This window comes from Palaeococcus pacificus DY20341, assembly GCF_000725425.1.
Classification (GTDB): domain Archaea; phylum Methanobacteriota_B; class Thermococci; order Thermococcales; family Thermococcaceae; genus Palaeococcus; species Palaeococcus pacificus.
This window is the reverse complement of record NZ_CP006019.1, coordinates 777,586-802,422: the sequence shown is the minus strand read 5'-3', so window position 1 is coordinate 802,422 and position 24,837 is coordinate 777,586. Positions and strand designations below refer to the sequence as shown.

The following is a 24,837-nucleotide window of genomic DNA, read 5'->3' as shown; positions in this document are numbered from 1 at the left end:
AGTTAGTAACAACTACTAAGGTGTTTTTGTATCTACTATTTCCACATTTCCGTAATTATTTATTTTCCAAAGGATCTCCAGACCTAAATGCTCGATTATTTGAGTTTTCCTTATTTCCAGCGAATAAATTCCTCCTCCCAGATACTCAGATGATATTACACCTCCCACAGAATTTTTAAACAGTCGCATATATTTATCATCTATAACATTCCTAGGAATCAGATAAACACTAGTTTTCCCCAATTTGCCTTCGAGACCAATAAGAATCTTATACCATTCTAAGATAGCCTCTTCTCCTTCTTCAAGCAAGTGCCCTTCCAAATTGTATACAATGTTAAACACTCTTTTATATCTGTTTGCCACTTGTTTAAAGAGTCTGTTATATTTAGTACCAACTTCGGATGGATCCAAAATACCCAAAAGATTTCCAAACCTTGAAGGATGTCCACCGATTTTAATTATATTTATTTTATCCAGACTTTCGAGGAAGATACTCTTATCTTCTCCAGATGCCATTTTTTGGACTTCGTTTATTTTTATATCAACTAAATCCCCAAAACTATCCACAAGCACGCCATGCCCATTTTTCAGCTTGGAAGGCACTGCTTTTAACCATAATAACCAATCCACGGGAACTTCTGGGTCGAACTCCCATATATAAGTCGTACCTATCAAAAATTCCTTTTCGAGTATCCCCTCTATCAAAGCAACCACCATGGTAATAGAGTATTGAGAATTTATTTATCTTTCGATATTACGGTTAGAGTTGTTTCTTGTACCTAGCAAGAAAGGTATAGCTTTGAGGATTTTTGTTTAACAAGTTCATTGATTATTTGATTATTTTTGACAAAAACTGGCATAAAATAACTTAAAATATGATATACAGTTCTATGAGAGGAGACTTGTACTATTAAATAGAAAAGCTTTTATTGCGCAATACTCAAATATCTAGAGTAGTTGATTAAATAATTTGCAACACTTTAAACATAAGGTGATAAAAATTGCAAATCAATAACGGGTACCAATTAATCAAAAAAGAACTTTCAAAGTACTTAAACCTAGAAGATAATGCTTACAAAGAGACATATTTGCTCAGAAGAATTTCTGTAAGAGCAAGGAAATTAGGCTTTAGCAACAACTTATTGGATTACTACCAGTTTCTAAAAAAGAACAAAGAAGAAATTGAAGAATTGCTTCTAACAATCACGATAAATACTTCAGAGTTTTTTAGAGATCCTATCCTCTGGAAAACGCTGCAAAATAAAATATTTCCCGAACTTATCAAAAACAAGCAAAAAAGCGGCTCAAATAGCATTAGAATTTGGAGTGCTGCTTGCTCTTACGGTCAAGAGCCATATTCAATTGCAATGACCCTGTACGAAACTCTTGGCCCAGATTTAAAAGGTTTCAAAATTTCAATATTAGCTACAGACATAGATACTCAAGCATTAGCGAATGCAATCGCTGGAACTTATCCAGAAAATGCTTTAGATAAGATTCCAGCAAAGCTAAGAGAGAAATACTTTATCCAGGAGAAGAATCGATATAAAGTTAAGAATTCTTTAAAGCAGCTAGTCAAATTTAAAACATTCAACCTGCTAAGCTTTCCTTATCCCAAAGGTTTTGATATAATCTTCCTCAGAAACGTTCTTATCTACATGACTCGCCAGAGCCAAGAAAAAATTTTCAAAAATATCTACCGCTCTCTTCAAGAGGATGGATATCTAATTCTAGGTACTACCGAAAGCATACTTGGAGAATCCTCCCGTTTATTCAAAATCTACAATTTAAAAGCTAGAATATATAAAAAGAATTTGGAGTTGGTTAGATATGGCTAGAATATTGGTAGTAGATGATGCAGCATTTATGAGAATGTTGCTAAAAAAGATACTAACTCAAGCAGGGCATCAGGTAATTGGAGAAGCTTCAAATGGGGAAGAAGCCATTGAAAAGTACAAAGAGCTTAAGCCAGATTTAGTGACAATGGATATAATTATGCCAAAAATGGATGGAATTAGTGCAGTGGGGGAGATAGTAAAAATTGACCAGAATGCAAAAGTAGTAATGATAACTGCCGTTGGCCAAGAAGCAAAAGTTATGAAAGCTCTTAAGAATGGGGCCAAAGGTTACATTGTTAAACCATTCCAAGCTCCTAAAGTGATAGAAGAAATCAACAGGATCCTTTCAGGGTGATGAGATGCAAATTAAAGGAAAGACAAAGGTTCTAGTGGTCGACGATTCTAGCCTAATTCGTAAGATAATTACGGATATAATAAACTCCGATCCGGAATTAGAAGTCGTTGGTGAAGCATCCGATGGTTATGAAGCAATAAAACTAGTAAAACAGCTTAAACCTGATGTAATAACTTTAGACATTGAAATGCCAAAAATGAACGGACTAGACACTCTGAGATATATAATGAAAACGCAACCAACGCCAACAATAATGGTAAGTTCTCTCACACAGGAAGGGGCAGACGAAACAATCAAAGCTCTAGAATATGGAGCAGTGGATTTTATACAAAAACCCGTTGCAAGCAAGTTAAATGAATTTAGAAAGGAACTCATCAAAAAAATCAAAGAAGTGAAAAAAGTCCCGATTAATTTACTAGAATTTAAATCTTGGAAAATTTTACAGGAACAGAAAAAAATAGCTAAAACCATACCTACAGCCGAAATAAAGAAAAAACCCTCAATAGCCGATAGGGTGGTTGTTATAGCCTCCTCCACAGGTGGTCCAAAATCTCTTTTAGAAATTTTTCCAAAGTTTCCGAAAGACCTCGAAGCAGCTATATTAGTGGTTCAACACATGCCTCCAAAATTTACCCACTCTTTTGCTAGCAGATTAAATCGCATTTCAAATTTGGAAGTAAAAGAAGCAGAACTTGGGGATATTATTGAGCCAGGTAAAGCATACATTGCACCGGGAGGATACCACATGGAGGTCTCGATACGAGGCAAAAAGCCCATACTTACAATGAACAAAAAACCAAAAATCAATGGAGTAAGACCTTCTGCCGATCCTACTATGATCACCGCAGCCGAGGTGTTTAAGGATAAAACCGTTGGAGTTGTTATGACCGGAATGGGCTCGGATGGCGCAAATGGAATGACAAAAATAAAAGAAACAGGCGGAATCACTATAGCTCAAGATGAAACTACTTCTATAGTGTTTGGTATGCCTAAAGCTGCTATAAAGCTTGGGGTTGTAGATCATGTTGTTCCCTTAAGTAGAATTCCAAATACAGTTCTTTCGGCATTAAGAAGGCTACAGCGGGGGGGATAAAGTGGAACTTTCCCAATATCTCGAAGAATTTTTAGCCGACGCTAAAGAGAGGATTGATAACTTAAACAACGCTTTTCTAAAGCTAGAAGCGATTATTACCAAAGGAGAAGGCAACGGTAAAAAGAAAGAACTTATAGATCAGATATTTAGAGATGCACATACCCTCAAAGGTACTGCAGCAACAATGGGGTTTGATGAACTAAGCGAAGTTGCTCACAAGGTGGAAAACCTCTTCGATGACATTAGAGAAGATAGAATAGATCTTAACAGTGATATTTTTGATGTCGTGTTTGAAGTTCTCGACGTTATAGGCGAGATGATAGAAAGTATTGAGAGAGGAGAAGAGCACAATTTTGAGTTAGAGGAGCTGTACAAAAAACTTGAGTGGGTTAAAAATAACGCACATAAAAAAGAATCTTCCATTCAACAGTCATCCCTCAAGGCTGAAGCTAAAAAGTATCGTGTAAGAGTATTTTTTGACAAAAATAATTCAATGAGGGGAGTTAGAGCATTCCTTATACTTACAGATCTTGGAGAAATTGGAGAGATTCTAAAGACAGTTCCTGAGCGAAGCGAAATAGAAGAAGGAAAGCTCGAAGGAGATTTAGCCGAATATGAGATTTTAACGGATAAGCCTGTAGAGGATGTGGAAGCTCTTATAAGGAGACATCCTGAGATTATTGACATAAAAATAGATACGCTTAGTGAGAACGAAGAAAAAGAAGAACAAAAAGGCGCAAAAAGAGTTGAAATTTATCTACAAAGAGATGCTCCATTAAAAAGTGCTCGCATATTCCTAATACTGGAAGACCTCACAAAAATTGGCGAGATATCCAACTTAAATTCTCTAAAACGTAAGCTAGAGACAGAGGAATTCGATGAGGAAAAAATAACCCTGTTTATAAATACTCACGAAAGTGAAGAAAAGATAAAAGAGCTTATAATGAAGCATCCCTATGTCGAAGAAGTCAAACTCGAAGAGTCTAAAAGCAAATCAACCCCAGAAAAAGTGGAAGAACAAAAAAACGCTTCAAAAAAGACAATACAAAAGATAAAGATGAGCCAAGTTGTCAAGATAAATGTAAACCATCTCGATAAGCTGATGGATTTGATGAGCGAACTCGTTATAAACAAAGGACGATTAGACCAAATTGCTGAATTCTTGGACAATAAAGAACTTTTAGAGACCCTATCCACAACTTCAAGACTTATGTCTGAACTCCAAGAAGAGATAATGCAAATGCGCCTAGTTTCTTTGGCTATGATCTTCAATAAGTTTCCAAGAATGATTAGGGATCTCGCAAAAGAAAGTGGCAAAGAGATAGAACTCATAATGGAAGGACAGGATATTGAAGTTGATAGATCAATTTTAGATAAGCTCAGCGATATACTCGTTCATTTGCTCCGTAATGCTGTTGATCATGGCATAGAACTCCCAGAAGAAAGAGAAAAAATGGGTAAACCTAGGGTTGGAAAAATAAAGCTTGTTGCAGAGAGAAAAAAGAACCGGATAGAAATCACAGTCTCCGATGATGGAAAAGGCATTGATCCCGAAAAAATAAAACAAAAAGCCATCACAAAGGGACTTTTAACAGAGGCCTCTGCAAATGCCATGAGCAAAGAAGAACTAATAAATCTAATATTCATGCCTGGATTTAGCACTGCGGAAAAAGTTACCAAGGTCTCTGGGAGAGGTGTAGGACTGGATGTTGTCCATGATATAGTTAAATCTCTCAATGGAAGCTTAATTGTTCAGAGCGAGGTAGGAAAAGGAACAACTTTTGTAGTAAGACTTCCCATAAGCACTGCCATAATCCAAGCATTATTAATTCAGGTGAAGGATGAGATATATGCTCTTCCAATAAGCAACATAATCGAGACTAGAGAGATCACAAAGGACGATATACAGACACTTGGAGGGAGAGAAACAATAGTTCTAAGAGGGGAGATCATTCCAATATACATGCTCCATGAGCTAATTGGACTTCCATGCAAAAACATTGCCAGGTTCCCAGCAATAATTGTCGACTTGGGTTCTCACAAAATAGCAATAGGTGTTGATGGACTGCTCAATAAGAGAGATATTGTGATAAAACCTCTTGGAAAAGTACTTTCTCGTGCTAGAGGGTTCTCTGGCGCGACAATACTTGGGGATGGTAGAGTAGTGTTGATTATTGATGTAAACAGTCTCTTGGAGGGGGCTATGTATGGACGAGTCTGATGGTGTTATATTATCAGAGATTGAAAAAAGTGCTCTGCTTGAAATATTTAACATAGGAGCATCCCATGCATCCACAGCTCTCAGCGAGCTATTAGGTGTAGAAACATCCATTTCAGTGCCATTCCTTAAAATTGTGCCTATAGAAAATGCAGGAGAGTTTCTTGGAGATAGTGTAAAAGTTGCAGTTTATATGAGACTTGAAAGTGGCATTGAAGGACACATGTTTTTTGTAGCCACGCTTAGAGATTCATTGAGATTGTACAGTTTAGTTTTAGGAGAGAGTTATAATGAATTAGACGAAATGGGAAAATCAACTATAACTGAGATAGGGAATATATTAGTATCCACATTTGCCAATGCCATTTCCGAATTTTTAAATATCACGATAGAACAAACTCCTCCACAATTAGCAGTAGACTTCTTACCTGCAATTGTAGATTTTGCTCTGATAGATACAGCTACGTATAGTGAAAATGTAATTTTGTTGGACACTGATATTTTAATAGAAGACTCCATATTTAAGAGCCACCTTCTCTTATTTCCAAAATTCGAGAGCATGAAAGTCATAATGAAAAATCTAATGGAGGGATTATAGTGTTAGCTAAGATGAGCGAATTCCACAAAGATATGGTGAAAGAAGGTATTGGAATAGCCGTAGCCCATGCAGCAACTTCGTTATCCCAACTTTTTAATGGAGCAGTTGATATGGATGTCCCAAAGATTGAGATAATAGATAAAGAAGAATTTATTTCACATATAAGCAAATTAGATGAAGGAATAGTTGTATGTTTTGACATTCTAGAAGGTATGAAAGGAAAAGCAATACTGCACTTCCCCATAGAGAGTGCTTTAACACTATCAGCAATCCTAATGGGAATGAGCCCGGAAAACATGACAGAGCTTGATGAACTTGGTGAATCCGCAATAATGGAAGTAGGAAATATAATGATATCCACCTATACAGATATTCTTTCTATACTTCTCAAGGAGAGTGTATCTTTGAGTCCCCCTAACTACAACAAAAACAAAGAAGAGATTATGTGCTGCATAAATATGCCTAGATTTCAAAAAGTAAACAAAGTTTTCCTGTTTAAAACCAGCATCTATAGTGAAGAGTACAACATAGAAACATCATTCTACATAATTCCTCCGTTAGATTCGATTGAAAAACTCATTAAAAGCTTGGAAGGAGAGCTGAATAGCCTTGACGAGCATTGAAATTAAAGTTGGTATTGGAAGTTATGCCCTTGGCAAGGGGGAGGGGGTGATAAGCACATATGGATTGGGATCATGTATTGGTCTAACATTATATGACCCATTAAAAAAAGTAGGCGGACTATTACATGCTCTGCTTCCTGAAGCGGACTCATACAATGGCAAAGGCAATCCTGCTAAGTACGTAGATACCGGACTACAACTTCTAATACGAGATATGATAAAGCAAGGTGCTTCAAAAAGCAGAATCCAAGCAAAGCTTTTTGGAGGAAGCCAAATGTTCAATGTCTCAAACGAAAAGCTACAGATAGGACGGAGAAATGTAGAAGCTGCAAAAAGGGAACTAAAAAAATATAGAATTCCTCTCGTAGCAGAAGACACTGGAGGCAAAGGAGGAAGAACAATCCGCCTCTACCTAGAGACGGGAGAAGTTTATATGAGAAAAGTAAACAATGGAAAAATCTTAGAGATGAAATTTTAGGGGGTGTTAATATTGAATTTGACAAGAAAAATAAGTCTCGTACTTGTTGGGAGTATTATAATAGTAATATTAATATTCGCAGTTGGCACGTTTTATACAACAAATAGCGTGGGCAATGACATAAAAGCAAAGTTGGATATAGAAGGGCAAAAAGCAGCCAAAGAGGAAGCTTTAGCAGTCACAACAGTAATCACAGATACATTTTCAGCATTTTTTGGAAAAATTGAAGGTATAGGAAACATAGCACGGTATGACGCAGAGAATGCTTATCTTGCAAGTGTCACAGATAGCCAACTTAATCAGAGTCTCATGGAAAGGTTTAAAGTCCTAGCTAATGCAGAGCCCCAAATATCAAGCATATACTTTGGTAGAGAAAAAGACGGCCTCATGATTATTTATCCTGCACAGGAGCTGCCCAAAGGATATGACCCCAGAATAAGACCTTGGTATAAAGATGCAGTAGCTGCAGGCAAAAGTATATGGACGGAACCGTATAAAGATGCATCAACTGGTAAATGGGTCATCACATATGCCATTCCAGTTTACCAAAATGGGGAGCTCATAGGAGTTGTGGGAATAGATGTTTTTGTTTCGACTCTAATAGACAATACAAATTCAATAAAACTTGGAAACTCCGGCTACATTGCGATAGCAGATCAAAATGGTCTTGTAATTGTACATCCTAATGAAAAATACGTAAACACACTCAACATATACAAGGAAGAATCCTTAAAACCTTTAGCAAACGCCATTAAAAACAACGAAACAGGAGCAGTCGTTTACTCTTTTGAGGGTGTGGAAAAATTAGCAGCATTTTCAAGGATACCTCAAACAGGATGGGTAGTCTTTTCAATTGTTCCTTTAAATGAGCTGACAGCCAGCTACACTGAAATTGCATCTGATATGACCAGTAATCTAGAGAAAAACTCATTCTATCTAATCATCATTGCATTGCTTTTAGGCACTGCAATTACCTTTGCTGGTTACACCCTAAGCCGTTCAGCGTTAAAACCATTAAGAGATTTAAACGATGTTGCAATGCTTCTATCAGAATCCAAATTCAAAAAATCTGCTGAAGAGCTTAAAAAACTGAGCTATAAAGAAAAAGATGAAATAGGAGCACTTGTAGAGGCATTTAATGCAATATCTAAAAATGTGGTAGAAACTCTAGATGACATTATAAAAGCCCTTGAACGCTTAGCAGATGGAGATTTAAGTCAGGAAGTAGCCCTAGAGGCCAAAGGTGAATTGAAGAATGCTGTTAGGTCAATAAATAAGACCATTGCCACTTTGAGAGAATTAATTAAGGAAATCACAGAACAAAGTGCAATTCTTGAAGAGAGGGCTAATAGTCTGGCCCAGGTGGCTATGGATGTAACAGAGGCTGTAAACCAAGTTAATGAGGCCATACAGCAGGTAAGTATGGAAGCTCAAAGGCAACAAGAGAATATAGACCAAATAAGCAAAGCATCCAAACTCATGGAGGACATTACCGTAAAAGGAGTAAACTCTCTCAAAGAATTCGAATTAGCAACAAATGAAGTCGTTAACATTGCCAATGAAGGTAAAAAGAAAGGAGAAGAGTCTGCCATGCAAATACAAAATATACAAGAAACCATGAGACTCATAGAAAGCACCGTTAATAAAGTAAGTGAAATGTCAAAGAACATAGGCGAGATTACAAATGTCATAACAAGTATTGCAGAACAAACGAATCTATTAGCCTTAAATGCTGCAATTGAAGCCGCTCGTGCCGGTGAAGCAGGTAGAGGGTTCGCAGTAGTAGCACAAGAAATTAGAAAACTAGCCGAAGAAAGTAAGAAAGCAGCGGACAACATAAAGGGAATAATTGACAACATGAGAAAAGACATGGAAGATGCCGTAAGTGCAACTAAGAATGGAGTCCAAGTAGTGGATACCTCAGTTGAAACACTTAAGGAAACTATTGAATACCTCTCAAATATAGCTGAGTTAATCCAAGAATCCCAGAAAGAGCTTGCAAAAGTTAAAGAAAGCATGTTCAAGATCCAAGAAGAAGCGAAGGAGATCTCAAGCGCTTTAGAAGACTTGGGAACCTCCGCAGAAGAAACAACTGCAAGTGCTGAGGAAGTCAGCTCAGCAGCTGAAGAACAAACAGCAGCCATGGAAGAGCTTAAGAAGAACGCTGAAGAGCTTAAGAATGTCGTCGAGGAGCTAAGAAACTCAGTTTTGGTATTTAAGCTCTAATCATTTAAATTTTTTAATTTTGGGGGTGAAAAATATGGAGGTAGTAACATTTAACTTAGGAGAAGAGGAGTTCTGCCTAGAGATATCCCACGTTAGAGAAATTAAAGAAATGATGCCAATCACTAGAGTTCCTAACGTCCCAGACTTCATAGCAGGAGTAATAAACTTAAGAGGACAAATAACAGCACTTATAAATCTAAAAAGAAAGTTGGGTCTAGAAGATGAAATTCCTTTAGAAAAAAAGAAGATAATAATCGCAGAAGTTAAGGATGAAGTAGTTGGACTTATCGTGGATTCGGTTTCAGATGTTTTGACGCTCTCAGAGGAAGAAATCGAGCAGACACCTAAAACTTTATCCTCAAGGGTAGATACAAAATTCATAAAAGGCATTGCAAAAATAGATGATGGAGAAAGGCTGATCATAATTCTAGATTTGAACAAGCTTTTTGAGGAAGACGAATGGGCAATATAGCTACATTTCCATATTTCCTAATTTTATCAGTTTATTTACAATTTTTCTGCCATCCATTGTCAAATCCACTATCTTTCTTATCATGACTATTTTAAGAAGCCCTTCGTCTATCATTTCGTCATAAATCCTTTCCACATCCTCTTCGCGTATTCCTAAAAATTGATGTATCTCCAAAGGATTTATTCCGGAGTAAAGAGCAAGAAGTATCTGCTGCTTTTCTGGGCTTATCTTCATAAGCTCCTTTAGTTCTCTCTGAAGCTCTTCTTCTATATCCCGTTTTATTTCTCCAAATTCATCTGCTATCTTTTCCATAAGCTCTCTAGACTCAGGACCATGAAGAAGGATGTATCTAATTAAAAACAATGTAAGTTTTCTACTTGGAATATAAAGGTAAGAAGTTACGCTCTCACTTTTATAATTATGGGTTAATTTTAAAGCCTTTACAGTTTTTTCACCAAGTTCAACTTCCTCGATTTCCATATCCTCCAAATCGCGAAATAATGATATTACTTTTTTTCCTTGGACTATGAATGCATCCCTTTTTCCTCCCGCCGAAACAATTCTTATCATTGCTTCATCCCATTTGGAGTCCATGTTAATTGCTCCACCTTTGCTCCTTGCAAACTGGAGCATAGCTTTTTTCCCATCCAAAATAGCCATGAAAATGGAGTCAATAAAGTTTTCAAATTCCTTTATATCAAAAATTAAAGGATTCTCTCCTAATGTCAAAAGAAGATAAATTTCCCCACTCCTTATACGAAATTTTAATCCAAAATGGTCACGTGTAGGATTAAGTTTAACTTCATCTGGGATATTCATACCGACGTCAACTAGATTAGAAAAACCGTACATCTCCTTTTTGATAACCTCTCCTCTTTTAACATAGTTCAAAATAATGCCCGTTTTGTTTAGCTCTGCTATTACATCCCTCCATTGATGAGTAGTTGACTTCCAAGAACTTAATATAGTTGCTTTAGCCCTTAACTTCATGACTTCTCCCTCCGTTCTTCTAGTTTGGCAGCAATGTAAGCTAGTAAGAGTATAAATGCTACACCACTTACAAAGCCTCCTCCACTAAATAAAAGCTTCGATTTCAATGGAACAACGGTAGTATTTTGAACAACTATTTTTGACACAGTTGTAGTTTTTTCCATCGTCTGCGTAATTGTAGTAGTTGAAATTTTAGAGGAATTAGATGTAGGCGTGGCTGTACTAGATGGAGAGTTTGTCGATGGATTGTTGGGATAAACTTTAAATGTAGTGTGATTTTTAAAGAAGTTCCCCTTAGACTCCAAGGAAGTCTCTATTGTAAACTCCCCAACTTTATTAGGAATCATTGTGAATGTATAGGTCTTTGACGAATTCGTGGATAAAGTATCGGTAACATAAAGAATATTCCCGTTAATTTTTGTAAAGTCTGTGGTATAGATAGCAAATTCTTTGGGTAAAGCAACGGATAAAGTGAATGGAACATCAAAGTTCGAAAAGCTTCTAACTGTCACATTGACTTTTATTTTATCCCCTACTTTTCCATCAGCTGTATTGATTACGGTGACATACTTAGGCTTATACTCATTCACATTTATCCAATCCTCATTTGACGTAAATTCAATTTTCTCGAATCCTTTGCATGCCAGCTCGAATTGGGCATAAGCGCTAACTTTTATCTGTCCAAGGTAAAGTGAGCCTCCTTTCAAAGCTTTTAGCTCTATGGGAATTTTTTGAGTCTCCCCTACTTTAAGTTCCTCTAAGAAAGTTGGATAAGTTCCTACTATCTCAAAATCCTGGGAAAGAACAGGAGTTATTTGAAGGAAATTTAAGTCAACCTTACCATCATTTTTTAAGTAAATGTAAGATGTGAAGCGCTCGTATTGATTAACATTCTTTGGTGCCAAAAGAGTGATGTTTAACAATGCATATTCTTCCAATTTAGGCACATCTTTTTCATTTAGGAACCCTATCAGTTCTACTTTTCTTTCTTCGCCTGAAGAGATATTTAGCACTCCAATTACCAAGCCATTATAATAGAGACCTGCTCCAATAGTGTTAGGGACTAGTAAAGCACTGTTGATAGGTTTTCCACAAGGATTGAGTATCGAAATGTAAGCCTCATTTCCAAACACATTCTCCACGTTAACAAGATATGGGCCAAGTTTTGTAGTTTTACCCACACTTAGGCTTATATGATAATCTGGAAGCACATTGATGTGTAGATACGCTCCTTTAATCACAAAATGCACCTTTAAGTATTTTTCACCAATAAAGTCATCAATTGTAAGAATGCCTCCATCAGCTTCCACAGTTTGGCCTTTTTTCAGTTCAAAAGTATTACCATTTATTTCGATTTTTGCCCTCTCTATTAAGGTGCCGTTCTCATTTGTTACGTTGTAATCAATAAACTTCAACTTCCAGTCCCCTATTCTATATTCTTCATCTTTAATAAGAAATCCGTTGAAAATTTCGGGTCTTGAAACTGCAGAAATCTCAAGATTTTCAAATTTGATGCTTTCACCACTTTTTACTGTTAAATCTTTACTCTCTTCTTTTCCATAAACTCTAAGTGAAGTTTTGTTTTCATTAGTTGAAAATAGTAGTATCTGATATTCACCAAAACTTATAGACTGCCCCTCAAGGAGATATGGAAAATGAATAGTAGTTAATATATAGGTACGTTCTCCACTTATCAGTTTCCAGTACGTTAAACTAATGTTATCTGCTTTTATCTCCTTTCCCACGGGTATTACATATTCCCTATGCATTCCTTTGCCTTCAAAAATTGCAAATACTTCTCCCTTTGTGATAGAGATATCATTAATCTCTATTGAATAGTCTCCAAGTTTAACGCTATCTGGAACTAAAATCCATCCGGAAATCGTGGAATCAGCGTAGACCGATTGAGAAATAACTACAAGAAACAAAATCATTAATAAAAATTTTTCTTTCATGTCATCACCTCCATTATCGGAAGGACCATACTTCCCGTGCGTATCATCTTACTTATAATATGCTCACCCAAAAACATACTAATTGCAGAGATCCACATTAAGACTACAAAGTAATATACCGAAATGCCAATATGGCCTCCATCTGCAAACTTTATTGCAATAGAAGACATGAGTGAGTGAATTGTAATAATCAAGATAATTACATAACTAGTAAGAACAAGGCTCTGCTCAGATGGTAGGAAGAGTATGCTTGTTAAAAATTCCCCTTGAACCTGCACATTTGAGAATATGTTATTTATGTACTCAACAATTTGTAATGCTGTCATTAAAGAAAACGCAAATGCGGCTGTAATTCCAAAAATAACACCCTTAAAACTCGAAACACTCTGTGTTCTTCTCCTTCTAAGTCTTATGAGTCTTTCAAAATTTCTTGAGATTACCAAACCAACATATTCCGGCTCCGCTCCAAGCCGTATACTCTTTCTAAATATCTCTGAAAACATACTAATCAACCAGCTGCCAGTATCAGCATTAAAGTGCCTCCAAGCACCCATATCGCTTACTCTAAGAGCCATTCTATTGTATAAGTTCTTTATGTCTTTAGTTAGAGATCCAAAGTCGTGAGAGCTTAAATATTTAAGCACTAAAACTAAGGAGCCTCCACTTGATGCCAGTGACGTGCTTAAGCTTCTTATAAACGCTGGGAAATTTTCATCCTTAATCAGTATCCTGCTTTCTTCTTTATCCAGCATACGCCCAAAATAAGCTAAAGGAGTCACGATCAATGCCAGAGAGAGATAAATCGGAATATTAAATCTCGGCTTCAGAATTAACACATAAAGCACAGATACAATTAAAATTCCCACAATAGAAATTAAAATACTTCTTATCATTTTTTGCTTTCTTTCATATGTCATAGCATTTTGAGTCCATATTCTATCTTCAGGCATTCTATGTTTTATAACAACTAAAATCCCAATTTCAATGGCCAACACGACAATGAGCGAAAATATTATTAAAATTTCAACGCTTTGGCCAGTTATAAGAGGTCCTATTATAATGAACGTCACAAGAAATACAACTCCAATGATAACTGATGAATATATCTCCTTAAACACATCAAGGTCATAAAGTGCTCCCTCATAAAATGTTTCGTAATCATCCATCACGGTTTTTTGCTCGCGCAGTAAGTACTCTTTAAGATCTACACCGCTATCGAGGGAGTATGCCAACCTTTCAAGAAAATCTGAGAAAACTTTACTTGGGGTTCTTTTTGAAAGGAAACGTAATGCCTTGGGAAAACTAGTGTTAAATTTTGCAATTAAAAGATAGATCTTTCTCATATCACTTGCAATTGGTTCAAGACTCTTTTCAGAGGCAATATTAAGCACTAAATCCTCTCTCCCAACATCACTTGTTGATAGCACTGCAAAATAGGTGGCAAAGTAGGGTATCCTTGAATTTGTTTGAACTGATTTAGAACTAGCCTTTGCTGTAGGGTAAAGAGCTGCATACACTACAGGTAGAATAGCCACAATATATACCGCTAATTTGACTAAACGTGAAAAATTATATACCCTAATCAAAAAAGAGATGGAGATAAAGAGAACTATAGAGAGAGCTACATTAGGAACCACGATTCTCCTTAGATAATCCTTCATGTTCAAATCCGCTTTTACAAAGATACTTGCCCCATTTTTCACACTAAACACCTCATATTCTAAAGCTTAAACCCTGAATTCCTTTCTCATAAAAGTTCTTTATCTCCCGATAGACACTCCAGTAGTCCATAATGCCCAACTCTATCATTCTTTGGATTATCCTTGCTCTCAAAAACAATTCATTATAGATATCCTTAGGATCCTCATAGCCAGCTACTTCCGCAATTTTTCTCTCTAGGATATAAGAGTTGTTCATTCCTCTAAATACGTGTCTATCACTTACTGGATCCCACTCAAACACGTTTCTTGTAGCGACTCCACCAATTTCTTCGTAATACCCTTCGATTTCTACAACACTCACAACTCTTCTGAGGAATTTCCCTCTTACATAAACTGCTTGCTGGAAGAGTGCAATATTCAGGTTGTCTATAAAAGTAACAGGAACATTAATTGGACTTCCTGTAAATCTTTGTATCATCTTTTTAATATCTCCTGCGTGGAAAGTACTCATTACTGGGTGACCAGTTTGCATAGCTTGGAATGCTATGGCACCTTCTGCACCTCTAATCTCACCTACGATGATATAGTTTGGTCTCGATCTCAATGCAGCTCTCAAGAGATCAAAAAGCGTAACTCTTGAGTCTTCAGGCCCTCTTTCTCTGGTAGTTAATCTTTGCCATGTTGGATGAGGAACAATAACTTCTGGAGTGTCCTCAGCGGTATATATCTTTGCACTAGGTTTAATAAACGGAATTATGGAATTTAAAGTGGTTGTTTTTCCGCTCGCCGTTTCACCACAAACAAATATGCTCATTCCATATTCCAAAGCGAGCCACAAGTAAGCAGCAACTTCAGCAGAGAATGTGTTCCAATTAACAAGTTGTACTACGCTTAAGGGAGTAGCTGAGAACTTTCTTATTGTTGCAGAGGGCCCGTTTATACTAACATCCGGGCTGTATAAGATATTTATACGCGAGCCATCAGGTAGTGTTCCATCAACTACAGGGTTCTTATCACTAACAGGACGTCCTATACGCTCGCTTAAGCTTTTGAAATAGTCTGCCAACTTTATATTATCCTCAAATGTTATATTAGTAGGAAGAGCTTCAAAGATTTTATGGACGAGTGAAACATAATTTGCACCTATTATATGAATATCCTCAATATAAGGATCCCTCGCAAGGGCCTCCAACGGACCTATTCCAATTATATCTCTCTTTAACAAGTAGCGGAACTTATCAAGCTGCTCTTTGCTTATTTGAATTTTCTTTCTTCTTAAAAAGCCCTCCCCAGAATTTACCTTTTTAACAGCTTCATCAAAAAGCAGATCCAACAGCATCTCAAATTCTTCAGGATCCTCAGGGATTTTTTGTAATGGAGCCAGTTCTAGCAATTTTTCTTTTATCATATCATACTTTTTTTCCTCATCCTTTGTCTCTATTTTGGGCTCTATAACGATGTACATTCTGTCAGTCTTTGCATCTCCATATATATGGATAAAAATTGGATCTCCCACCGGATATATTATATTTGGATACTTGATATCTTTCATATCTCTACTTAAGCTTACATGAAATTTAGGAAATTTTCCATACTTTTTAGCAAATGTCTCGACATATTTCTTAAGGTGTGGATTCCTAAGCATCGCGGCATCTAAAGTATCACTAACCTCGGCCATTTCATACCACCGCCGCAATTTCTACGATAAACCCAACTTTAGGCTCCACTCTAAAGGGTATTATCTTTTGGTAGATGCCCAGCGCTTTGTTGTATTTCACAATTTTAGCAGAATTCTTTAAATCCCCGCCAAAAACCTTAACATCAAGCTTGATAAGCAAAGTTGAAACCGTTTCTAACTTTAGAATGATGTCCCTCTCCACGTCCTTCTCATTAATTGTTAGTATGATCACTTTTCCTAAAGAACTGAGCTTTTTTATATGCTCCATAAAAGCTCTTAGGGAAGTCGGAGTACTATTACGGATTATGGGGGTTATTGAGTCTATTATTGTAACTTCCGGATCATCCCATATCCTCGGCTCACTTATGAGCCTATTTAAAAATCTCTCTTCTTCAGAAATATCTGATAAAAGAGGATAAAGCGATACAAACGATAGCCTTTTCTTTATTAAAAATGGTATAATTTCATAGCCTAAAGAATACATTTGATTTATGAATTCAACAGTCGTGTATTGACTTGAGATATATGCAACAGAATGATTGTTCGATAAAAAGCCATAGAGAAGTCTTTGAGAGAATACAGACTTTCCACTGCCCGTATCTCCCTCTATCAAAGCTATGGTACCCGCAGGTATTCCACCCCCCAATCTTCTGTGAAGCTCATCATTTTTTATTGTAATCTTTAGCATTCCCATGTTCCCTGCCCCCTAAATTTTAAATACTAAACTTCTTTTTTTGCCATTTACCAAGATAATTGTGATTTTATGATATTGAGAGGACGTATCTATGATGGTAGAATTAACGAGAAGTTTTCCAATATCATGAGGATCTAAGACTTCAGATCCCGGATTATCGATATTCTCAAATGAAAGAAATGTAGAACTTACTATCTCCCCGTCAATAAGCACAGTCACACCGTTTGAATTAAATAAAAAACTCTCTTTACCAATATTTTTGATATAAAACACATAATATCCATTAACTAGAGGAATACTCTCAGGATCATTGATTATAGCAAAGTCCATCTTTAAACTTCGAGCAAGTAAAACGCCTTTATCCTTCACTCCATCTGCAATATTTTGAGTAGTCATATATAACGCCCCCGCTACCACACTTGCTATTAACACTGATGCAATGAAAAATATAAGCTCTGACATGGCTCTACTTGCCAATTCTATCCCTCCAAAGGACAGTACCATGACTCACTAAGAAGCTTAGTTTGATTAGTTTGGTTGTCCCATGTCCATTTAATTTTCAAAGAGCATCCGTATTCCGTTGTAGCAACTATGGAATGTATCTGAGTAGTTTTAGGAATGTTAGTAACATTTAATTCAATACTCTCACCAGGTAGCATATATTCCCGACTTTCCAATGAGATATAATTGGAGTTTATAATCCCATCGTAAAGCACATCCCAGTAATTAGGCCTCAAAAGTGAACCTTCATTGGTGAGATTAAAATAAACATTGTAGTAACTACCATTTTCTAAGTAGCTCCAATTTGCTATATCCAGCCGGCTGTTAAGTTTCATAACGCTTAAACTGTCATGAGCTTCCTTTGAACTACTCACTTCTAAGTATGTTTCTTCAAATGAAGTATAAAGTATGGAAACCGCAATTAAAGTGGAAATCATCAGTATAGCGAAAGACGCTGAAACACTGAAGCCCATACTAATCCCCTATACTCCATAGAACTCCTCTATTGCCCTTGTTATTAGTTTCATTTCTCTTTCAAGACTGTTTAATGTCTCCCTACTAATTCTAACCCCCCTCAATCTCTCAAGGAATAGGAGTGATATTACATGATCTTGAATTGTCAGTTTATCTTCCGGCTTCCAATTAGGCTCCCTGTGGTGGGGTTTTGTTCCTTTTGCATATTTTAAAAGATCATTAAGAACCTCTTCGGATATCCACCCAAGTTCATGGTAATACTCCAAGACGTTTTCAAGGTTCTGAACACCAACTTTTTCCATCAAGAACCCCAGCCATTTAAAGGCAGTCATCATTGATATCATATCATTGGGTAGCTTCTCCAGCCTATATGCCTTTTTTGGGGCACTAAATAATACCGACTCAACTTCTCTAGGAATGTTGAATTCCGGTATAGTGCTATTGTCATTCGGTTCCTTAAAAGATTCTCCCATATACCTATTCTCCTTTTCCATTGGTATCTCCTCCTTTATTTCAATCCCCCAAGCCCCATTATCAACAACATTACCACCATTACCCCACATTTCATTCTTTCCATAGGTTCTACCGAGATTTCTTGAAATATCTTCAAGATGTCTCCCAATTTCCTCAATTCGCTTATCCAACATAACTAATCTATCAGATTGAGATGTATACTTATTAACAACTTTCTCAATAATTTTATCAACTTGCTTTGGCTCAAGCACATCCATTTTAGCTACTAACTTCTCTCGCAAATCGTTAATCAGTATAGATGGCACTTTTCCTTGCAATTTTTTGAGCTTTTCATCTATTTCTATTTCACTTATCATTCGTAGCCCTCCGAAAGTACATCATATATTAGAGAGTCTAAATCAACTCCACGAGTAGATATGAGCTTTAAATCCGCCTTTATTTGAGCAATTTCAGTTTTTAACTCCTCTATTGCTTCTTTCAGTTCCTGAATTTCGCTTAAAATTGGATTGTTCCCTCTGGTGTCTTTAAAAGGATTAATTTCCTCAGAAACTACCTCGTAGAGCATCATGACATCTTTTATTGTTTTGTCTAAACTGTCTATATCCCCTCTTATCTCTTGTATCTGGCTTTTTAGAGTATCTATTCCCATTTTAATCCTAGGAATTTCATTTTCAACTTCTGAAAGTTGAGCCATAGTATTGTTCAATTTCTCCTCAAGCTCTTCAATCTTCTCTTCATTTGCTTGAGATGCTTCCCCCTCTTGAGCATCAAAGATTACATCATCTATGCTGCCTTCTATGTGCTTTTGGGAATTTTTTTTCTTGAATTTGTTCTTTAGATAGTCGAAGGACATTTTTCTCCACCTTCTAAAATTAAAGTTAAAAATTAAAACTAAAAAGGGAAAACTTCATTTAAGCTCTATGACCTGATTGTTACCAATTCCATAGCTTGGTGGTGTTGTAAACGCTGTAAATCCTGAAGCACCGAATTCTGGCTTAACTTCAACACTCACTGTTGTCCTTGTTGGTATTCCGCTGGTATCTGAAAAGACAGCTTTAGTATCAACTACAATAATTGCTATGTCGCCCGATGTTATTGTTGGAACATCACCGCTCAGTGATCCATCAACGTCTTGGACAATTATTAGTCCAAAGTGAGTATTGTCACTGTCCAAAACATTCCATATGGATGCAATTGTAATGTTTCCGCTGTTTATTGTGTCTGCACTAAATTGTACACTACCTCCACTTAGTGATTTTGGACTAGTTAAATTGGCATATTTCACAGGCAATGTTTTACCAGTGTTTGTAGCCAAATATCCTGAGGTAATTATGATGTTATTGCCGCTGTTTCCTGTAACCTCAAGGTATCCACTTGAAATTGTGAAGTTAGCGTTGTTGGCTGAAGTTGTGTTAAGGCTTCCACCAGTTACTGTTAGAGTACCAACGTAGTTACCATTTGAATCTTGCTCTAATGTTCCGCTTACAGTTAAGCTAATAGTATCTCCACTTGCTGAGTTATAAGTAACGTTTTGACTGGTACCTACGAGTGTTGTATTGAATATCTTTCCATCCATATCTGGGGAGATTTTGACTCTTGTAAAGTCCTTGTACTCTAATATAGCAAGTTTCTTTTGATCATTCAACACTAATTTTGTTTGGCTCAGATCTATTGGCTCACCACCGGCTTGAAGTGAAATGTATATTCCCATTTTGTCAATCTTGTTCCCTGATATGCGTCCTACTACTTTGTCGATTTGTAGTCCTGTTGCTACTTCCTTTGTCGTCTGTCTTCCAGTAGATTCTGCCCTCTGCTGCAAATAACCACTCGTGTTAATAAGAACTGCCGCCGCCACTGCCGCCACTAGAACCATAGCAATAAACACAATCAGGGTGCCAATACCAACCGCACCACGCTTCCTCATTCTTCCCACCTCACTTCAATTCAATAACCGTTGCCTGTCCATAGCTTGGTGGTGTTGTAAACGCTGTAAATCCTGGGCTGCCAAACTCAGGTCTAACTTCAACTGTGACTGTAGTTCTTGGTGAAATTCCATTGTTGCCAAAGATCGCGCTTACATTTGCGGTTAAGATTACTATGTCTCCAGAATTAATGCTTGGGTAATTGGATCTGACAGAACTATCAACATCTTGAACTACAATAATACCGAAGGTCGTTGATGTTAAGTTGTTCCAAACTCCTAAGTTTGTATCAAACAAACCATTACTTAATGAACTACTATAGTATGTACCAGTGCCTCCATATTGAAGAACAACAACGTTTTGTCCGTCGCTTAAGTATATCTTTGTTTGGTTAAGGTCTATTGCTTCTCCGCCTGCTTGAACTGAAATATAAAATGACATTAAGTCAATTTTACCATTGTTTTGATCTACATGTCCTACTACTTTGTCGATTTGTAGTCCTGTTGCTACTTCCTTTGTCGTCTGTCTTCCAGTAGATTCTGCCCTCTGCTGCAAATAACCACTCGTGTTAATAAGAACTGCCGCCGCCACTGCCGCCACTAGAACCATAGCAATAAACACAATCAGGGTGCCAATACCAACCGCACCCCTCTTTCTCTTTGCTAAAAATCCCACTATTTAGCACCTCCATTGGAAGTTTTGCAATATTATTATTGAAGTTTGAATATAAAGCAATTTTTTGTTTTTGTCTATGCACACAACTATGTATGTACATATGTAGGTAAATACCACTAGAAATTATAAGACATAAAAGAGTTAAAGGGGCTATTGCAGCTCAAATACCAAAACAGATTTACCAAATTCACGGGGTATAAATGTATAGCCATTGTACTCAAGAGCATTAATTATTTCAGCTTTACTTGGGAACTTAACAAATTCCTTTGTAAGGCTTTCAAAGAACTCCCACGCTTCTATATCTGGATAGTTCTCTCTAAATGGATCAACAATTACTAACTTTCCATTCTCATCCAATGCCTGCACAGCTTTTCTAATCACACTTTGAATATCAGGAATATACTCCAAAACAAAGCTCATGATAACTACATCGTACTTTCTTTTTGGTATTATACTTCTTATGTCCATCTCTTTTAATATAACCCAATCAAGTCCTAAATCTTTAATCTTTTGTTTTGCAATGCTTAAAGTGCCCGGAGAAAAGTCAACTCCTACATATTCACCATTAGGGCCCACAAAACGACCAATTTCAACAGGAGAAACAGAACCACATCCTAAATCTAAAACTCTCATTCCATCTCTCAGCAAGCCAATTCTTTTTATGAGGTGCCTATATACACTATTAAGCCCAGTATTTAGTCTCATGTCCCAAAAATCAGCGTCTTTGTCAAAATCCATCAATATTTTTGGATGTTCCGGAGAGATCGCAGCATAATCTATCATTTTATATATCTCTTCAAAAATTGGAATCCAATCTGGGATTAAATATTTATTTTTTTCCTTAGTTAGGGCTAATTTATAATAAAAATCCTTCGCCCATATTTCATTAAATCCTGTTCCCACGACACCTATTTTACCATATGTATCTAAAAGAGACTTCAATAAAGGTTTGTTTTTGATTGGGATTGCCATTAAAATATCTGCATAATGTCGTCTACCATCTAGTTCATTAAATATGCCATATTTCAGCCCGATTCTAATTAAATTAAACATTGAGAGATCTATAATAGCGGAAAGATTCGTATCCAACATTCTGATTAGTTTGTTCATGATTACACCTCACATAAATCTATTATAGTAAGAGTGATACGACCTAAGAGACTCTACAACTTTTTTTCCATAGTCAGACAAACGATAATATTTAAATCCGTCTCTTTCGAGCACTTCTACCAATCCTAAACTAACAAGAGAACTGCTGCCATTATATCTATTGCCAAGCCCAATTAAAGCCCCTCTTACATTTGATGGATCAGAACGAATAATTCTAGAGATTTCAGCCAGATAAGAAGCGTTTGGATGTATTTCATACAAATAAAGGAGAATACGCTTGCGCAACTCGCTCTTATTAATAGATCTAATTACAAAGGGATCCACGAACAATTTATCACCCGCCCATTGAGGCTTATTGTAATATTTACTACGGTTCTACCATTAAGTTTGCAGAGTATTCTATATAAATCTTACTGGATAAAAGAGAAATACAAATAGGCAGCTTGAATAACAGATTTTTATAGCAAAATTAATTAGTAATGGTTAGTAAACTCCACTAAAAGCAAAAAATACGGAAAAATTTATCTAATTATGACATGAGAATAATAAATATTCCAAGATTAGCCTTAAAATTTAGTTATCTAAGTATCAAAACCAGAGATATGTTGTAATTTTTTTCCAATAGAATACTCATTTATAACATTTTTTCAAAACGTATTGGAAACTATCCAGAAACTTTTTATACTTTCTTTGTTATACGCTTAGCCGTAGCATGTATACTTAGGGCATATGCTTTTGCCTAAGGGATGGGATGCCCTATGGAGATAGAATTAATCAGCAGTGGGATTAAAGAGATAGATGAACTTTTGGGTGGAGGCATAGTTAATAATGGGATACTTCTAATAGATTATGGCAAACTTTCAATAGGATGGACTCTTGGATTAAAAATTTTTAAGCATATCATAAAGAATGGTGGTTTTGGAGTAATATTAAACACCACAATACCTATCTCTAAGTTAAAACTAAGAGCAAACTATGTATGGCTAGATATCGAAAAAGAAGGAAATGCAGGGAATTTAATTGTGATAGATCTTTTCGGTTCTAAGTATAAACTGCCAAACCATGAGCCATATGTATACCAGGTAAAAAGCTGGGACAATGAGATTGGCCTCCAAAAATTGGGCAAACTTATGGGAAAGATATATGCAAATATGGTTCCAAAAGATAGAGTCGTTGTTTCCCTTATTGCGACCATGGAGGGGATGTACTATAACTTTGGAGAGAGATTTACAAATGCGTTAATACAAGGTACACTTAAAGGGTCTGAGTTAGGACTCGCAAAAAAACATAAAACAGTCCAAATGTTACTTTTAAATAGAGATGCTGTGGATAGAAAGTTCGAGACGCTGCTTACAATCCTCAGCGACCAAGTTATCATGGTAGATAGAGAGCCTGCAAAAGAAAGACTAGTAGAAGTTATCACAGTGCCTAAATCTACAATACCGGGCTTTATTCCAAAAGTAAAAAGTCATAAAATTAAAGAGCTATAAGGCATAGAAATCCTCTATACTCATCTTTAATTTTAGGAAGTATCCTTCATTGTATATGAGCTCCCCATTAACGAAGACCTTTTCGACATCACTTCCTCTAGCGGAATAAACGAGGTGCGAAAGGAAATTAGTCTCAGGCAAAAAGTGGAGCTTTTTGGCGTTTATTAACACTAAATCTGCCAGGTAGCCTTTTTCCACTAAGCCCGTATTTAGTCTCAATGCTCTTGCTCCTCCAAGCGTTGTCCAATAAAAAACATCTTTTGCAGTTGCTTTAGTTGGGTTTTCAGTCTTCACTTTGTTCAAAATCGCTGCGAACTTCATCTCCAAAATCATGTCCATAGCGTTGTTCGACACTGCGCAGTCGTTGCCTAGAGCTATGTTAGCTCCTTTTTCCCAGAGCGAGATTATAGGAGCTATGCTGCCCTCAAGTTTAGCCAAGCTGATAGGACAGTGGACTAAAGTAGCACCGCTTTTTGCATAGAGCCCAACTTCCCTCTCGGTTAAATAAACGCCGTGGACGCCGATCAATCTCTCGTTTAAGAGTTCGGCCTCTTTTAGATACTCAACTGGCAAAAGACCTTCCCTCTCCTTGACGCGCTTTACTTCTTCTCTGCTCTGAGAAACGTGAATATGAACTAGAGCATCTTTCTTCTCGCTGAGTTCTTCAACATCATTCAAAAGATCCTTTGAGCATGTATCCGTTGCATGAGGTGCTAAAGTAGCTGTAACTAGCTCGTCTTTACCGCTCCACTTTTTGAAAAACTTAAATCCCTTTTCAGGCTCTGCTATGGGCATGTCGACCAAATCCATCATAGTCTGCCCAATAAAAGCCCTAACGCCGAGCTTTTGAGCTGCCTTTGCGATCTCTTCAGCGAAGAAGTAATGGTCGTTTATTGTTGTTGAGCCGTTTGCTATGGCTTCCGCGATTCCAATTAGGGCCCATTTGTAGACCTCTTCCCCAGTCCATTCCTTCTCCATTGGCCATATCACTTCGTTGAGCCACCTATCGAGGGCCATATCATCTCCCAGCCCTCTAAATTTCGTCATCGCTACGTGAGTGTGGGCGTTTATCAATCCAGGGATTATAAGGTAGCCATCTCCTCCAAAAACTTCATCAACATCATAATCTTTGAGCCTATCTCTAGGTATGACCTCATGAATTTTATTCTTTTCAATTAGAACCGCAATGTTGCTTTTAAGCCCTCTAGCATCGAGAGCATTTCCAATCAGTGCTTTCACATCCATCACCTCGGGGAAGTTACCTAAGGAGGCGATATATTTAAAGTCTTCGTCAAATTGCCAAACAGAAAAG

At 36.8% G+C, this 24,837-nt stretch carries 25 protein-coding genes; 10 read left to right on the top strand and 15 right to left on the bottom strand.

Annotated elements, in window-relative coordinates; translation table 11 throughout:
- Positions 1-15: 15 nt before the first annotated feature.
- Positions 16-717: a hypothetical protein gene (locus tag PAP_RS04495; RefSeq protein WP_144367991.1), complete on the bottom strand. Its 702-nt coding sequence runs from the start codon at positions 715-717 to the stop codon at positions 16-18.
- Positions 718-1,001: 284 nt separating this feature from the next.
- Here PAP_RS04495 and PAP_RS04490 point away from each other — a divergent pair, with 284 nt between their 5' ends.
- The 9 genes from PAP_RS04490 to PAP_RS04450 are packed head-to-tail and all read left to right on the top strand — an operon-like array spanning position 1,002 to position 9,901.
- Positions 1,002-1,838 carry a CheR family methyltransferase gene (locus PAP_RS04490; RefSeq protein ID WP_048164886.1) on the top strand — a complete coding sequence of 279 codons (837 nt, stop codon included), beginning with the start codon at positions 1,002-1,004 and terminating at the stop codon, positions 1,836-1,838.
- Positions 1,831-2,193: a response regulator gene (locus tag PAP_RS04485; protein ID WP_048164885.1), complete on the top strand. Its 363-nt coding sequence runs from the start codon at positions 1,831-1,833 to the stop codon at positions 2,191-2,193. The genes PAP_RS04490 and PAP_RS04485 overlap by 8 nt, the downstream gene beginning before the upstream one ends.
- Before the next feature lie 4 nt (positions 2,194-2,197).
- Positions 2,198-3,286, top strand: a complete 1,089-nt coding sequence (locus PAP_RS04480; RefSeq protein ID WP_048164884.1) for a protein-glutamate methylesterase/protein-glutamine glutaminase — start codon at positions 2,198-2,200, stop codon at positions 3,284-3,286.
- Between the two features lies 1 nt (position 3,287).
- Positions 3,288-5,507, top strand: coding sequence for a chemotaxis protein CheA (locus tag PAP_RS04475; protein ID WP_048164883.1), 2,220 nt, complete (start codon positions 3,288-3,290; stop codon positions 5,505-5,507).
- Positions 5,494-6,102 carry a chemotaxis protein CheC gene (locus PAP_RS04470; protein WP_048164882.1) on the top strand — a complete coding sequence of 203 codons (609 nt, stop codon included), beginning with the start codon at positions 5,494-5,496 and terminating at the stop codon, positions 6,100-6,102. Before PAP_RS04475 ends, PAP_RS04470 begins: the two co-directional genes overlap by 14 nt.
- Before the next feature lie 11 nt (positions 6,103-6,113).
- A complete protein-coding gene (locus PAP_RS04465; RefSeq protein WP_048165944.1) occupies positions 6,114-6,725 on the top strand; it encodes a chemotaxis protein CheC in 612 nt (203 codons plus the stop codon).
- On the top strand, positions 6,721-7,203 hold the full coding sequence (locus PAP_RS04460; RefSeq protein WP_048165943.1) for a chemotaxis protein CheD: 483 nt from the start codon (positions 6,721-6,723) through the stop codon (positions 7,201-7,203). The genes PAP_RS04465 and PAP_RS04460 overlap by 5 nt, the downstream gene beginning before the upstream one ends.
- Before the next feature lie 12 nt (positions 7,204-7,215).
- A complete protein-coding gene (locus PAP_RS04455) occupies positions 7,216-9,429 on the top strand; it encodes a methyl-accepting chemotaxis protein (RefSeq protein ID WP_048164881.1) in 2,214 nt (737 codons plus the stop codon).
- Positions 9,430-9,463: 34 nt separating this feature from the next.
- Positions 9,464-9,901: a chemotaxis protein CheW gene (locus PAP_RS04450; protein WP_048164880.1), complete on the top strand. Its 438-nt coding sequence runs from the start codon at positions 9,464-9,466 to the stop codon at positions 9,899-9,901.
- Here PAP_RS04450 and PAP_RS04445 read toward each other — a convergent pair whose 3' ends face one another.
- The 13 genes from PAP_RS04445 to PAP_RS04380 all read right to left on the bottom strand — a co-directional run bounded on the left by PAP_RS04445 (position 9,902) and on the right by PAP_RS04380 (position 22,365).
- Entirely contained in the window at positions 9,902-10,891 is a 990-nt protein-coding gene (locus PAP_RS04445; protein WP_048164879.1) for a CheF family chemotaxis protein, read from the bottom strand.
- On the bottom strand, positions 10,888-12,846 hold the full coding sequence (locus PAP_RS04440; RefSeq protein ID WP_048164878.1) for a BatD family protein: 1,959 nt from the start codon (positions 12,844-12,846) through the stop codon (positions 10,888-10,890). The genes PAP_RS04445 and PAP_RS04440 overlap by 4 nt, the downstream gene beginning before the upstream one ends.
- Positions 12,843-14,549, bottom strand: coding sequence for an archaellar assembly protein FlaJ (gene flaJ, locus PAP_RS04435; RefSeq protein ID WP_330217316.1), 1,707 nt, complete (start codon positions 14,547-14,549; stop codon positions 12,843-12,845). Before flaJ ends, PAP_RS04440 begins: the two co-directional genes overlap by 4 nt.
- A 10-nt stretch (positions 14,550-14,559) precedes the next feature.
- Entirely contained in the window at positions 14,560-16,185 is a 1,626-nt protein-coding gene (locus PAP_RS04430) for a type II/IV secretion system ATPase subunit (protein ID WP_048164877.1), read from the bottom strand.
- A 1-nt stretch (position 16,186) separates the two neighbouring features.
- Positions 16,187-16,879 (bottom strand): ATPase domain-containing protein, encoded by a 693-nt coding sequence (locus PAP_RS04425; RefSeq protein ID WP_048164876.1) that lies wholly within the window; start codon positions 16,877-16,879, stop codon positions 16,187-16,189.
- Positions 16,880-16,891: 12 nt separating this feature from the next.
- Positions 16,892-17,356, bottom strand: coding sequence for a flagellar protein G (locus tag PAP_RS04420; protein WP_052649068.1), 465 nt, complete (start codon positions 17,354-17,356; stop codon positions 16,892-16,894).
- 2 nt (positions 17,357-17,358) lie between these two features.
- Positions 17,359-17,853, bottom strand: a complete 495-nt coding sequence (locus PAP_RS04415; protein WP_048164875.1) for a hypothetical protein — start codon at positions 17,851-17,853, stop codon at positions 17,359-17,361.
- A 9-nt stretch (positions 17,854-17,862) separates the two neighbouring features.
- Entirely contained in the window at positions 17,863-18,684 is an 822-nt protein-coding gene (locus PAP_RS04410) for a FlaD/FlaE family flagellar protein (RefSeq protein WP_048164874.1), read from the bottom strand.
- Positions 18,681-19,181, bottom strand: coding sequence for a flagella accessory protein C (locus PAP_RS04405; protein ID WP_048164873.1), 501 nt, complete (start codon positions 19,179-19,181; stop codon positions 18,681-18,683). The genes PAP_RS04410 and PAP_RS04405 overlap by 4 nt, the downstream gene beginning before the upstream one ends.
- Positions 19,182-19,235: 54 nt before the next feature.
- Positions 19,236-20,252: an archaellin/type IV pilin N-terminal domain-containing protein gene (locus tag PAP_RS10420; RefSeq protein ID WP_084177531.1), complete on the bottom strand. Its 1,017-nt coding sequence runs from the start codon at positions 20,250-20,252 to the stop codon at positions 19,236-19,238.
- A 10-nt stretch (positions 20,253-20,262) separates the two neighbouring features.
- Positions 20,263-20,925: a flagellin gene (locus PAP_RS04390; RefSeq protein ID WP_048164872.1), complete on the bottom strand. Its 663-nt coding sequence runs from the start codon at positions 20,923-20,925 to the stop codon at positions 20,263-20,265.
- A gap of 150 nt (positions 20,926-21,075) precedes the next feature.
- Positions 21,076-22,035, bottom strand: a complete 960-nt coding sequence (locus PAP_RS04385) for a class I SAM-dependent methyltransferase (RefSeq protein ID WP_048164871.1) — start codon at positions 22,033-22,035, stop codon at positions 21,076-21,078.
- A gap of 9 nt (positions 22,036-22,044) precedes the next feature.
- Positions 22,045-22,365, bottom strand: coding sequence for a helix-turn-helix domain-containing protein (locus tag PAP_RS04380; protein ID WP_048164870.1), 321 nt, complete (start codon positions 22,363-22,365; stop codon positions 22,045-22,047).
- 428 nt (positions 22,366-22,793) lie between these two features.
- Between PAP_RS04380 and PAP_RS04375 the strand changes: the two genes are divergently transcribed.
- Complete coding sequence (locus tag PAP_RS04375; protein ID WP_048164869.1) at positions 22,794-23,525, top strand: hypothetical protein; 732 nt, start codon at positions 22,794-22,796, stop codon at positions 23,523-23,525.
- Here PAP_RS04375 and PAP_RS04370 read toward each other — a convergent pair.
- Entirely contained in the window at positions 23,520-24,770 is a 1,251-nt protein-coding gene (locus tag PAP_RS04370; RefSeq protein WP_330217315.1) for an amidohydrolase family protein, read from the bottom strand. The genes PAP_RS04375 and PAP_RS04370 overlap by 6 nt on opposite strands.
- Positions 24,771-24,837: the final 67 nt, after the last annotated feature.